Origin of the sequence: Streptococcus mitis (genome assembly GCA_001560895.1) — a bacterium.
Classification (GTDB): Bacteria; Bacillota; Bacilli; order Lactobacillales; family Streptococcaceae; genus Streptococcus; species Streptococcus mitis_Q.
On record CP014326.1, the window covers coordinates 65,097 to 78,028 of the forward strand.

Annotated in this window: 14 protein-coding genes; 13 read left to right on the forward strand and 1 reads right to left on the reverse strand. The window is 41.7% G+C overall.

Annotated elements, in window-relative coordinates; translation table 11 throughout:
* The first annotated feature begins 6 nt into the window (after positions 1–6).
* From AXK38_00415 to AXK38_00425, 3 genes are all read left to right on the forward strand, one after another.
* On the forward strand, positions 7–837 hold the full coding sequence (locus tag AXK38_00415) for an SrtB family sortase (GenBank protein AMH87859.1): 831 nt from the start codon (positions 7–9) through the stop codon (positions 835–837).
* Between the two features lie 232 nt (positions 838–1,069).
* Positions 1,070–3,703 carry a DNA polymerase I gene (locus AXK38_00420; protein ID AMH89585.1) on the forward strand — a complete coding sequence of 878 codons (2,634 nt, stop codon included), beginning with the start codon at positions 1,070–1,072 and terminating at the stop codon, positions 3,701–3,703.
* Between the two features lie 84 nt (positions 3,704–3,787).
* Complete coding sequence (locus AXK38_00425) at positions 3,788–4,225, forward strand: CoA-binding protein (protein ID AMH87860.1); 438 nt, start codon at positions 3,788–3,790, stop codon at positions 4,223–4,225.
* Between the two features lie 31 nt (positions 4,226–4,256).
* Here AXK38_00425 and AXK38_00430 read toward each other — a convergent pair whose 3' ends face one another.
* Positions 4,257–5,267 carry a hypothetical protein gene (locus AXK38_00430; protein ID AMH87861.1) on the reverse strand — a complete coding sequence of 337 codons (1,011 nt, stop codon included), beginning with the start codon at positions 5,265–5,267 and terminating at the stop codon, positions 4,257–4,259.
* 148 nt (positions 5,268–5,415) lie between these two features.
* Here AXK38_00430 and AXK38_00435 point away from each other — a divergent pair, with 148 nt between their 5' ends.
* The 10 genes from AXK38_00435 (at position 5,416) to AXK38_00480 (ending at position 12,931) form a co-directional block, all read left to right on the forward strand.
* Positions 5,416–6,585, forward strand: coding sequence for an aromatic amino acid aminotransferase (locus AXK38_00435; GenBank protein AMH87862.1), 1,170 nt, complete (start codon positions 5,416–5,418; stop codon positions 6,583–6,585).
* Positions 6,582–7,352, forward strand: a complete 771-nt coding sequence (locus tag AXK38_00440; protein ID AMH87863.1) for a DNA repair protein RecO — start codon at positions 6,582–6,584, stop codon at positions 7,350–7,352. Before AXK38_00435 ends, AXK38_00440 begins: the two co-directional genes overlap by 4 nt.
* The gene (locus tag AXK38_00445) at positions 7,349–8,341 is read left to right on the forward strand and encodes a phosphate acyltransferase (GenBank protein AMH87864.1); all 993 of its coding nucleotides are present in this window, start codon (positions 7,349–7,351) and stop codon (positions 8,339–8,341) included. Before AXK38_00440 ends, AXK38_00445 begins: the two co-directional genes overlap by 4 nt.
* A 5-nt stretch (positions 8,342–8,346) precedes the next feature.
* Positions 8,347–8,583: an acyl carrier protein gene (locus AXK38_00450; protein ID AMH87865.1), complete on the forward strand. Its 237-nt coding sequence runs from the start codon at positions 8,347–8,349 to the stop codon at positions 8,581–8,583.
* Positions 8,584–9,030: 447 nt separating this feature from the next.
* Positions 9,031–9,228: a bacteriocin gene (locus AXK38_00455; GenBank protein AMH87866.1), complete on the forward strand. Its 198-nt coding sequence runs from the start codon at positions 9,031–9,033 to the stop codon at positions 9,226–9,228.
* 14 nt (positions 9,229–9,242) lie between these two features.
* A complete protein-coding gene (locus AXK38_00460) occupies positions 9,243–9,449 on the forward strand; it encodes a bacteriocin immunity protein (GenBank protein ID AMH87867.1) in 207 nt (68 codons plus the stop codon).
* Positions 9,442–9,597 carry a bacteriocin gene (locus AXK38_00465; GenBank protein AMH87868.1) on the forward strand — a complete coding sequence of 52 codons (156 nt, stop codon included), beginning with the start codon at positions 9,442–9,444 and terminating at the stop codon, positions 9,595–9,597. The genes AXK38_00460 and AXK38_00465 overlap by 8 nt, the downstream gene beginning before the upstream one ends.
* Before the next feature lie 299 nt (positions 9,598–9,896).
* Complete coding sequence (locus tag AXK38_00470) at positions 9,897–10,076, forward strand: hypothetical protein (GenBank protein ID AMH87869.1); 180 nt, start codon at positions 9,897–9,899, stop codon at positions 10,074–10,076.
* A gap of 78 nt (positions 10,077–10,154) precedes the next feature.
* A complete protein-coding gene (locus AXK38_00475) occupies positions 10,155–10,361 on the forward strand; it encodes a bacteriocin immunity protein (GenBank protein AMH87870.1) in 207 nt (68 codons plus the stop codon).
* Positions 10,362–10,777: 416 nt separating this feature from the next.
* Complete coding sequence (locus AXK38_00480) at positions 10,778–12,931, forward strand: peptide ABC transporter ATP-binding protein (protein AMH87871.1); 2,154 nt, start codon at positions 10,778–10,780, stop codon at positions 12,929–12,931.
* The last annotated feature ends 1 nt before the right edge of the window (position 12,932 follow it).

Sequence of the window (12,932 nt, forward strand, 5' to 3'; positions counted from 1 at the left end):
ATAAAAATGAGCAGACGTTCAACTAAAAATAAGTCACCTATGAAGAAAATTATCGCTTCGCTTGTTGCTGTAGCTATTGTCGCTTTAGGAGGTTTATTCCTTTATAAGACATTCTTAGCTCCAACTGATCAGGCGAGTGAAACTAAGGTAGCGCAAACGACACAAAAAATTGATACGACATCAGCAGAGGAAAAAGAATATCTTAAGAATAAGTTCAGTGGTTTGCTGAATACAAACTCTGACACGATTGCCTATGTGTATGCGCCCGGAACAGAGTTGGATGAGCCAGTTGTTCAAACAACTGATAATTCAACTTATTTAGATAAGAGATTTGATGGTGGTCACGAACCTTATATGGGAACAGTGTTTATGGACACAGACAATAAAAAGGATTTTAGTGACCGTTTAACTTGGTTATTTGGTCATGCTCGTGGTAGTAAAGTTGGGGATCATCGTATGTTTAATGATGTGAACTACTATAGTCGTCAAGATTATTTTGATGAACATCCATATGTTGTGATTGAGACTCCAGAGAGAAAGTATTATTATGAAGCAGTTGCTATGATTATAGTACCGGAAGAAACAGCCTTTTATCGCACTTCATTTGATGATGATAAAGATTTTCAAACACAGTTAACAACTATTTATGAAACAGCTGAAGTTAAGAAACCAAATGTTAAAGTATCAGCTAAAGATAAGTATTTAGTTCTTTCAACTTGTCGTGAAGAAGATGAAACGATTCGTGCAAATCTATATCTTCGTCAAATACCAGACTCAGAAATGAGTGAGTTTGTCAAACAGCACAAAGATCAATTAACGTATAAACCAACAAGATAAATATATAGACTATTACTACAATAGGAATGAATATAGTCTAGCAAGAATAGAAGTTCTTTGCAGTTGAAAAGGATTTCACTTTTATAATTATAAAGCATAAAAACAGAATTTAGTCATGGGCTAAGTTCTGTTTTTTTTAAAACTAAATGGCTATATTCGGAAAAAGTTTGAAAAATACTTGCTCTTGCTCTTCCTAATGGTATTTTTTGGTGCTTTCCTTTATAATGGGTGTATGGATAAGAAAAAATTATTATTGATTGATGGGTCTTCTGTTGCTTTTCGGGCGTTTTTTGCGCTCTATCAGCAGTTGGACCGTTTTAAGAATGCGGCTGGTTTACATACCAATGCGATTTATGGTTTCCAGTTGATGTTGAGCCATTTGTTGGAGCGGGTTGAGCCGAGTCATATTTTGGTGGCTTTTGATGCGGGTAAGACGACCTTCCGTACAGAGATGTATGCGGACTATAAGGGTGGTCGAGCTAAGACTCCTGATGAGTTTCGTGAGCAATTTCCTTTCATTCGTGAGTTGCTGGATCATATGGGGATTCGCCACTATGAGTTGGCTCAGTATGAGGCGGATGATATCATCGGGACGCTGGATAAGTTAGCTGAGCAGGATGGTTTTGATATTACCATTGTCAGTGGGGACAAGGACTTGATTCAGCTGACGGATGAGCATACGGTGGTTGAGATTTCCAAGAAAGGTGTGGCTGAATTTGAGGCCTTTACGCCAGACTATCTCATGGAAAAGATGGGACTCACACCGACTCAGTTTATCGATCTCAAGGCGCTCATGGGTGATAAGTCGGATAATATCCCTGGGGTGACCAAAATCGGTGAAAAGACGGGTATCAAGCTCTTGCTGGAGCATGGTTCGCTTGAGGGTATTTATGAAAATATCGATGGGATGAAGGCTTCTAAGATGAAGGAAAATCTCATCAATGATAGGGAACAGGCCTTTTTGTCTAAAACACTGGCGACCATTGATACTAAGGCACCGATTGAGATTGGTTTGGAGGATTTAGTCTATAGTGGTCCAGATGTGGAAAGTCTCGGGAAATTCTACGATGAGATGGGCTTTAAACAGCTCAAACAGGCTTTAAATGTGTCGTCAGCTGATGTGTCTGAGAGTTTGGACTTTACTATCGTTGACCAAGTCAGTCAAGATATGTTGAGTGAGGAGTCTATCTTCCATTTTGAACTTTTTGGTGAGAATTACCATACGGATGATTTGGTTGGTTTTGCTTGGTCTTGTGGGGATAAGCTCTATGCTACAGACAAGCTTGAGCTTTTGCAAGAGCCTATTTTCAAGGACTTTTTAGAAAAAACACCTCTGAGAGTTTATGACTTTAAGAAGGCTAAAGTTCTCTTGAATCGTTTTGGTGTGGATTTGCAGGCGCCTGCTTTTGACAGTCGCTTGGCTAAATACCTCCTTTCGACTGTGGAGGACAATGAAATTGCGACCATCGTGAGTCTTTATGGTCAGACTTATTTGGTTGATGATGAGACTTTCTATGGCAAGGGTGTCAAGAAGGCCATTCCTGAACGTGAGAAATTCTTGGAGCATTTAGCTCGTAAGCTTGCTGTTTTGGTTGAGACTGATCCTGTTTTGCTTGGAAAACTCAGCGAAAATGGGCAATTAGAGCTTCTTTATGATATGGAGCAACCTCTAGCTTTTGTCCTTGCTAAGATGGAAATTGCTGGGATTACGGTCAAGAAAGAGACCTTGCTTGAGATGCAGGCTGAAAATGAGCTTGTCATTGAAAAACTCACTCAGGAGATTTACGAACTGGCTGGTGAGGAGTTTAATATCAACTCGCCTAAGCAGTTGGGCGTACTTCTCTTTGAAAAATTGGGACTTCCTCTAGAATATACCAAGAAAACCAAGACGGGTTACTCGACAGCGGTGGATGTGCTAGAGCGTCTGGCTCCGATTGCACCGATTGTTAAGAAAATCCTGGATTACCGTCAGATTGCTAAGATTCAGTCTACTTATGTGATTGGCTTGCAGGACTGGATTTTGGTTGATGGCAAGATTCATACTCGCTATGTGCAGGATTTGACCCAGACTGGGCGTTTGTCTAGTGTGGATCCAAACCTGCAAAATATCCCTGTGCGTTTGGAGCAAGGCCGTCTCATTCGTAAGGCTTTTGTGCCTGAGTGGGAGGATAGTGTGCTGCTCAGCTCCGACTATTCACAGATTGAATTGCGCGTTTTGGCGCATATTTCCAAAGACGAGCACTTGATTAAGGCCTTCCAAGAGGGGGCAGATATTCATACTTCGACAGCCATGCGTGTCTTTGGCATTGAACGTCCTGAGGATGTGACTGCAAATGACCGTCGTAATGCCAAGGCGGTGAACTTTGGAGTGGTTTACGGGATTTCAGACTTTGGCTTGTCTAATAATCTGGGCATCAGCCGTAAGGAGGCAAAAGCCTACATTGATACCTACTTTGACCGCTTCCCAGGTATTAAAAACTATATGGATGAAGTGGTGCGTGAGGCGCGTGATAAGGGCTATGTAGAGACCCTCTTCAAGCGTCGTCGTGAGTTGCCAGATATTAATTCGCGCAACTTCAACATTCGTGGTTTTGCGGAGCGGACAGCTATCAACTCACCTATCCAGGGTTCGGCAGCAGATATTCTCAAAATTGCTATGATTCAGTTAGATAAAGCCTTGGTTGCCGGTGGTTATCAGACTAAGATGCTGTTACAAGTGCACGATGAAATCGTCCTTGAAGTTCCTAAATCTGAATTGGCAGAGATGAAAAAGTTGGTGAAACAAACCATGGAAGAAGCTATTCAACTCAGTGTTCCCCTCATCGCAGATGAAAATGAAGGGGCAACCTGGTACGAGGCTAAATAAAAAGGGGGCTAGTCCTCCTTTTTTGTAGTAGAATTCTGCAAGCCTTTTCAAAATGTGCTATACTGATGAAAAAGGAGGATTTTTATGAGTCAAGAATTTATCAATCCAAGTGATGGCGTGATTCGTCAGTATCTAGCAACGAGTAAAACCCTTGCTGTGGTGGGCTTGTCTGACCGCGAAGAAACAACCAGCAATCGAGTGACTAAGGAAATGCAGGCTCGGGGTTATAAAATTATTCCAGTCAATCCCAAGGCGGCAGGTGGCGAAATCTTGGGTGAAAAGGCTTATGCTAGCCTAGCAGAGATTCCTTTTCCTGTAGATATTGTCAATGTTTACCGTCGCAGTGAGTTTTTGCCAGATGTGGCGCGTGATTTTCTCAAGGCTGATGCTAAGATTTTTTGGGCGCAGCTAGGACTTGAAAGTCTAGAGGCGGAAGAAATCTTGCGTGCTGGTGGATGTGATGACATCGTAATGAATCGTTGCATCAAGAGAGAACATACACGTTTGATTGGGGAAGCATAAGAAAAAGGTAGCTGATGGGCTACCTTTTGTATTAGAAAATGCCGATAAGGGTCTGCACACCAAGACTAGTGAGGATGATGGCAATCCAGCAAATGGCTCCGAGAACAATGGATTTTCCGCTGGATTTGATCATAGTGACAAGATTTGTTTTGAGGCCGATAGCACTCATGGCCATGACAATAAGGAATTTAGAGAGTTCTTTGAGAGGGGTAAAGAAACTACTGGACACACCTAGAGAGGTGAGTAGTGTAGTGAGGAGAGAGGCAAGGATAAAGTAAAGGATAAAAAGTGGGAAGACTTTTTTCAGTTGTAGGCTTTGCTTGTTTTCTTGTTGGCGACTTTGCCAGTAGGAGAGAAAGAGCGTGATAGGGATAATGGCCAAAGTACGTGTGAGTTTAACAATGGTTGCAGACTCGAGGGTATTGCTTTGGTAAAGACTGTCCCAAGCGCTGGCGGCAGCCGTTACAGAGGAAGTGTCGTTGACGGCAGTCCCTGCAAAGAGGGCGAAGCCTTCATTGGATAGATGAAGCCAGGTGCCGAGGGTTGGAAAGATGAGCGCAGCCAAGACATTGAAGAAAAAGATAACGGAAATGGCTTGGGCTACTTCCTTTTCCTTAGCATCAATAACGGGCGCTGTCGCCGCAATGGCAGAGCCACCACAGATAGAAGAACCTACTCCAACCAAGGTAGCCAGTTTTGTGTCTAGGGCAAAGAAGCGCTGGAAGAAGTAGGCAATAATCAGAGCTATTGAGATAGTGGACAGGATGACAGGGAGCGAAGATTGGCCAACTGCGAAGACCTGCGAGATATTGAGACCAAAACCAAGCAAGATAACGGCATACTGGAGCAATTTTTTAGAACTAAAGGACAAACCCGCATCCAGTTGTTTATAAGACGAGAGAAAGGGATGTAGGAGCATGCCTATGAAAATGGCAAAAACGGGCGCGCCAATCACAGGGAAGAATCCTCCTAAGTACCAAGATACGATAGAAATGAGAAGGCAGGCCAAGATACCTGCTCCATTTTTTGATAGAAATGACATAAAAACCTCCAAATAGAATCGGTTACTATTATAGACCTTTAAACAGGAAAAGTAAAATAGAAAGTGGAAAGCTATTCTCTAATGTATTTTTGCGGTCGGGGGGCTTTTGTAGTATAATAGAGATACGTTTTGAAAGTAGGAGGTATCTATGGACCTAACTAAGCGCTTTAATAAACAGTTAGATAAGATTCAAGTTTCGTTGATTCGTCAGTTTGACCAGGCTATTTCTGAGATTCCTGGGGTCTTGCGTTTGACCTTGGGGGAACCTGATTTTACAACGCCAGACCATGTCAAGGAGGCGGCCAAGCGAGCGATTGACCAGAACCAATCCTACTATACAGGGATGAGTGGTTTGCTGACTCTACGTCAGGCAGCCAGTGACTTTGTTAAGGAAAAATACCAACTGGACTATGCTCCTGAAAATGAAATCTTGGTTACAATTGGGGCGACAGAGGCATTGTCTGCTACTTTGACAGCTATTTTGGAAGAGGGAGACAAGGTGCTCTTGCCAGCTCCTGCCTATCCAGGTTATGAGCCGATTGTCAATCTAGTTGGGGCAGAGGTTGTCGAGATTGACACAACTGAAAATGGTTTTGTCTTGACTCCTGAGATGTTGGAGAAGGCCATTTTGGAGCAGGGAGACAAGCTCAAGGCGGTTATTCTTAACTATCCGGCTAATCCGACAGGAATTACCTATAGTCGGGAGCAGTTGGAAGACTTGGCAGCTGTTTTACGCAAGTACGAGATTTTCGTTGTCTGTGATGAGGTATACTCAGAATTGACCTACACAGGCGAAGCCCATGTGTCTCTGGGAACCATGTTGAGAGATCAGGCTATCATTATCAATGGTTTGTCTAAATCGCATGCTATGACCGGTTGGCGTTTGGGCTTGATTTTTGCTCCTGCGGCTTTCACAGCCCAGTTAATCAAGAGTCACCAGTACTTGGTAACTGCTGCCAATACCATGGCGCAACATGCTGCGGTGGAAGCCTTGACGGCTGGTAAAAACGATGCGGAGCCTATGAAGAAGGAATATATCCAGCGTCGGGACTATATTATAGCTAAAATGACTGCTCTTGGTTTTGAGATTATCAAACCAGACGGTGCCTTCTATATCTTTGCTAAGATTCCAGCGGGATATAATCAAGACTCCTTTGCTTTTTTGAAGGATTTTGCTCAGAAGAAGGCCGTTGCCTTTATCCCTGGAGCAGCCTTTGGGCGTTACGGGGAAGGATATGTTCGTCTGTCTTATGCGGCTAGCATGGAGACTATCACAGAAGCCATGAAACGGCTTGAGGAGTACATGAGAGAAGCATGATTCAGTCTATCACGAGTCAAGGCTTGGTGCTCTACAATCGTAACTTTCGTGAGGATGACAAGTTAGTTAAGATTTTTACAGAGCGGGCTGGCAAGCGTATGTTTTTCGTTAAACATGCTGGCCAGTCCAAACTGGCGTCGGTTATTCAGCCTTTAGTGCTGGCACGATTTCTCTTGCGAATCAATGATGACGGACTCAGTTACATTGAGGACTATCACGAGGTGATGACCTTTCCCAAGATTAATAGCGATCTCTTTGTCATGGCCTATGCGACCTATGTGGCGGCTCTTGCAGATGCTAGTTTGCAGGATAATCAGCAGGATGCTCCCTTGTTTGCCTTCTTGAGAAAGACCCTAGAGTTGATGGAAGAGGGCTTGGATTATCAAGTTTTGACCAATATTTTTGAAATTCAAATCTTGACCCGTTTTGGAATTAGCCTTAATTTTCATGAGTGTGTCTTTTGCCATCGGGTCGGTCAGGCTTTTGATTTTTCTTTCAAATATGGAGCCTGCCTCTGTCCAGATCATTATCATGAGGATGAAAGACGTTGCCATCTCAATCCCAATATTCCTTATCTGCTCAATCAGTTTCAAGCCATTGATTTTGAGACTTTGGAGACCATTTCGCTCAAGCCTGAAATTAAGCAAGAACTACGCCAGTTTATGGATCAACTCTATGAAGAGTACGTTGGGATTCACCTAAAATCAAAGAAATTTATTGATTCCCTATCAGACTGGGGACAATTACTAAAAGAGGAAAACAAATGAAAAAAATCGCAGTAGATGCCATGGGGGGCGATTACGCACCCCAAGCCATCGTTGAGGGTGTTAATCAAGCCCTAGCTGACTTTTCAGATATCGAGGTTCAACTCTACGGAGATGAAGCTAAAATCAAGCAATATCTGACAGCGACAGAGCGCGTCAGCATTATCCATACGGATGAGAAGATTGATTCAGACGATGAACCTACGAGAGCAATTCGGAAGAAGAAGAATGCCAGTATGGTATTGGCGGCCAAGGCTGTCAAAGAAGGCGAAGCAGATGCTGTTCTTTCGGCTGGGAATACAGGCGCTTTGTTGGCGGCAGGATTCTTCATCGTGGGTCGTATCAAGAATATCGATCGACCTGGGCTTATGTCAACATTGCCGACTGTAGATGGGAGAGGTTTTGACATGCTTGACCTCGGTGCTAATGCAGAAAATACGGCCCAGCACCTCTATCAATACGCGGTTCTAGGTTCCTTCTATGCTAAAAATGTCCGTGGAATTGCGCAACCACGCGTTGGCTTGCTCAACAACGGAACAGAGAGTAGCAAGGGCGACCCGCTTCGTAAGGAAACTTATGAATTACTGGCGGCTGATGAAAGTTTGAACTTTATCGGAAACGTGGAAGCGCGTGATTTGATGAGTAGCGTTGCGGATGTTGTCGTGGCAGATGGTTTCACGGGAAACGCTGTGCTCAAATCCATCGAAGGGACAGCCATGGGAATCATGGGTTTGCTCAAGACAGCTATTACAGGTGGTGGTCTTCGAGCGAAACTAGGCGCCCTCCTTCTAAAGGACAGCCTCAGAGGTTTGAAAAAACAGCTCAACTACTCAGATGTTGGTGGAGCAGTCTTGTTTGGTGTCAAGGCACCTGTTGTCAAGACTCATGGCTCCAGCGATGCCAAGGCTGTTTATAGTACAATCCGCCAGATTCGTACCATGCTAGAAACAGACGTAGTTGCCCAGACTGCGCGTGAATTTTCAGGAGAATAAAAGAGATGACAGAAAAAGAAATTTTTGACCGTATTGTGACCATTATCCAAGAGCGACAGGGAGAGGACTTTGTCGTAACAGAATCCTTGAGTCTGAAAGACGATTTGGATGCGGACTCAGTCGACTTGATGGAGTTTATCTTGACGCTGGAGGATGAATTTAATATCGAAATCAGCGATGAAGAAATTGACCAACTCCAAAGTGTAGGCGATGTGGTAGAAGTCGTCAAAAGTAAAGAATAGCAAGAAGCAACATGCAAGTCGTGTTGCTTTTTTATTGTCAGGAAAAATAAAAAATTTAGAACTTTTAGTGGGAATTACAAATAGATAAGAAAGAAAAAGGAGGAGTTTTATGTATGTGACTGGTTTTTATCCGTAGTTCATTAAATTATTTTTTAAATAAAATTTAATTTAGTTGTACATTTTTGAAATTTTTTTCGAATAGATAAGTAAGAGGAAACAGAAAGGAGTTTGCTTCATGTATCTACCAATTTTCTATCCATGGTTTACTAAATTATTTTTCAAATAAAATTTAATTTAGTTGTACATTTTCGAATTCTTTTTCGAATAAATAAGTAAGAAAGAAAAGGAAGGAGATTAGAAATGCTTATTTCAGTTATTTATCCAATCTGGCTATTTAAGTGGCTTAGAGTATAAACATTAAACATATACAAATTGAGGAGAAAAAAGATGACAAATTTTGACAAAATGGAACAGAACTTTGTAGCTCTTACAGAAGAAGAGTTGATGGATGTAGATGGGGGAATTGCACCAATTATTATTGGTGGTGTAGTTATTAGTTGGAAATTAATTGGAGGTGTAGCTGCGCTTGCTACAGCTTCAGCAGGTGCAGGCATAGCTGCAGGATATTATGCTAATCGATCATAATTTTGTAGATATATATGAAATTTGTTAAATTAATGTTGAAGATTTGGCCTGAGCTTATGGTATTACTTAGTTCAATATCTTATACAATTATCAGGTTGGTAGCTGATGTGAATAAGCTACCCTTACCTACATGGTTTGATAATTTTAATATACCAACAATTTCATTGTTTTTAATGGTATTCATTTTATTATATAGAAGTAAAGGAGAAAAGAATGGATAAATTTCAAGTAGTTGATGAGAAAGATTTGCAAGTAATTGAAGGAGGAATTGAACCTATTTCGATTATATTTGGCCTAAGTGCTATTGCATTTGGCGCATTTGGGGCTGGTTACACATTTGGTTCAGATTTGGCTCGTCGTGGGCGTTAGATAATGAGCAGTCGCAACCTTAATCTCAATACATTGTTACCTAAACTAGCCACGATATGTCCTTTGTTGGGAATAACTCTTAATGTCGCACTTCATGTGATTCGTACAGGTTCATTAGTATCCTTTAATTGGCAATGGACTTTGGTTGGTTTGTTTTTCTCAGCATATTTTGGTATTTTTTACAAAGATTTGTCAAAAAATAATCAAGATCATAAATGAAAAACATGAATCAAAAGGATTTTGTGTATGTGAATGGCAGCGTTTTTCCGCTATTCTTGTCAGGTAATTAGGAGTTTCTTATGAAAACATTTTTATTAGGTTTTGCTGAGGGTTATTTTATCGTATCGCTCATAATCTACATCGCAACGTATTTGATTTTGAAAAATCCGATCAATACCCTATTTTATCCAGAAATTTACCCTGTTTTATTTGGGCTCTTTTATCTAGGATATAAGGTCAATAAAAAGCAAGTAGAGTAAGCAGCTAAGAATGACTTGTTAGTCTGCTCTGAAAATGGTTAGGGTAGAATCTAAGAATGCATCACATTGGAGTTTAATATGAAATTCGTTAAATCAATATTGAAGGTTTTGCCTGAAATCATGGTATTACTTAGTTCAATGTCTTATATAATCATCAGATTAGTGGCTGACATAAATAAAGTATCTTTACCTACTTGGTTTGATAATTTTAATATACCCACGATTGCATTATTTATGATGGTCTTCATTCTTTTATACAGAAGTAAAGAAAAAAAGAATAGATAGATTTAAAGCAGTAGACGCTCTATAGGGAATAGGTGTCTTGTGGTAACGAATCAAAAAAGGAGTAACTATGAATCGTAATTTAGAACGGTGTTATCTATTCTGACTAGAAATAGATCATACCAGAGGTGGCTTAGAAATAACGGGGACATTGGAAATTGAAGTAACTTTAAATAGGATGTCACAATGTTGCTATCAATGATTTATTTGTCCCAAGCTTGCCTAGGGTGTCAGAAAAAAATCATTTTCCTTTCAATAGCATATTTTTAGTAGGTAGGACGTTTGTTCTGCCTATTTTTTTTATCCGAAAAGTGCAGTTGGGAGGGAGATAGGCGCATTTGGGGAGGAAGTCCAGTTTTTGTTTGGGGATTGGGGTAAGATAGGTATTATCAGATGAGTTTAGGAAAAAGGAGATGAATATGAAATTTGGGAAACGTCACTATCGTCCGCAAGTGGATCAGATGGACTGCGGTGTAGCTTCATTAGCTATGGTCTTTGGCTACTATGGTAGTTACTATTCTTTAGCTCACTTGCGAGAATTGGCTAAGACGACCATGGATGGGACGACGGCTTTGGGCTTGGTCAAGGTGGCAGAGGAGATTGGTTTTGAGACGCGAGCGATTAAGGCGGATATGACGCTCTTTGACTTGCCAGATTTGACCTTTCCTTTTGTTACTCATGTACTTAAGGAAGGGAAATTGCTCCACTACTATGTGGTGACTGGGCAGGATAAGGATAGCATTCATATTGCCGATCCAGATCCTGGAGTGAAATTGACCAAACTGCCACGTGAGCGTTTTGCGGAAGAATGGACAGGAGTGACTCTTTTTATGGCACCTAGTCCAGACTACAAGCCTCATAAGGATCAAAAGAATGGTCTGCTCTCTTTTATCCCTATATTAGTAAAGCAGCGTGGCTTGATTGCTAATATCGTTTTGGCAACACTCTTGGTCACCTTGATTAACATTGTGGGTTCTTATTATCTGCAGTCTATCATTGATACCTATGTGCCAGATCAGATGCGTTCGACGTTGGGGATTATTTCTATTGGGCTGGTCATCGTTTATATTCTCCAGCAGGTCTTGTCTTACGCTCAGGAGTATCTCTTACTTGTTTTGGGGCAACGCTTGTCGATTGATGTGATTTTGTCCTATATCAAGCATGTTTTTCACTTGCCCATGTCCTTCTTTGCGACACGCAGAACAGGGGAAATCGTGTCTCGTTTCACGGATGCTAACAGTATCATCGATGCGCTGGCTTCGACCATTCTTTCGATTTTCCTAGATGTGTCAACGGTTGTCATTATTTCCCTTGTTTTATTTTCACAAAATACCAATCTCTTTTTCATGACTTTATTGGCATTTCCCATCTATACAGTGATTATCTTTGCCTTTATGAAGCCGTTTGAAAAGATGAATCGGGATACCATGGAAGCCAATGCGGTTCTGTCTTCTTCTATCATTGAGGACATCAATGGTATTGAGACTATCAAGTCTTTGACCAGTGAAAGTCAGCGTTACCAAAAGATTGACAAGGAATTTGTGGATTATCTGAAAAAATCCTTTACCTATAGTCGGGCAGAGAGTCAGCAAAAGGCTCTGAAAAAAGTTGCCCATCTCTTGCTCAATGTCGGCATTCTCTGGATGGGGGCTGTTCTGGTCATGGATGGCAAGATGAGTTTGGGGCAGTTGATTACCTATAATACCTTGCTGGTTTACTTTACCAATCCTTTGGAAAACATCATCAACCTGCAAACTAAGCTTCAGACAGCGCAGGTTGCCAATAATCGTCTAAATGAAGTGTATCTGGTAGCTTCTGAGTTTGAGGAGAAGAAAACAGTTGAGGATTTGAGCTTGATGAAGGGAGATATGGACTTCAAGCAGGTTTCCTACAAGTATGGCTATGGTCGAGATGTCTTGTCGGATATCAATTTGACCATTCCCCAAGGTTCTAAGGTGGCTTTTGTGGGGATTTCGGGGTCAGGCAAGACGACCTTGGCCAAGATGATGGTTAATTTTTATGATCCAAGTCAGGGAGAGATTAGTCTGGGTGGTGTCAATCTTAATCAGATTGATAAAAAAGCCTTGCGCCAGTATATCAACTATCTACCTCAACAGCCCTATGTCTTTAACGGAACGATTTTGGAGAATCTTCTTTTGGGAGCCAAGGAGGGGACGACCCAGGAGGATATCTTACGGGCGGTCGAATTGGCAGAGATTCGGGAGGATATTGAGCGCATGCCACTGAATTACCAGACAGAATTGACTTCGGATGGGGCAGGAATCTCAGGTGGTCAACGTCAGAGAATCGCTCTGGCGCGTGCTCTCTTGACAGATGCGCCAGTCTTGATTTTGGATGAGGCGACCAGCAGTTTGGATATTTTGACAGAGAAGCGGATCGTAGATAATCTCATGGCTTTAGACAAGACCTTGATTTTCATCGCCCACCGTTTGACTATTGCTGAGCGGACAGAGAAGGTTGTTGTCTTGGATCAGGGCAAAATTGTTGAAGAAGGAAAGCATGCTGATTTGCTTGAACAGGGTGGATTTTACGCCCATTTGGTGAATAGCTAGA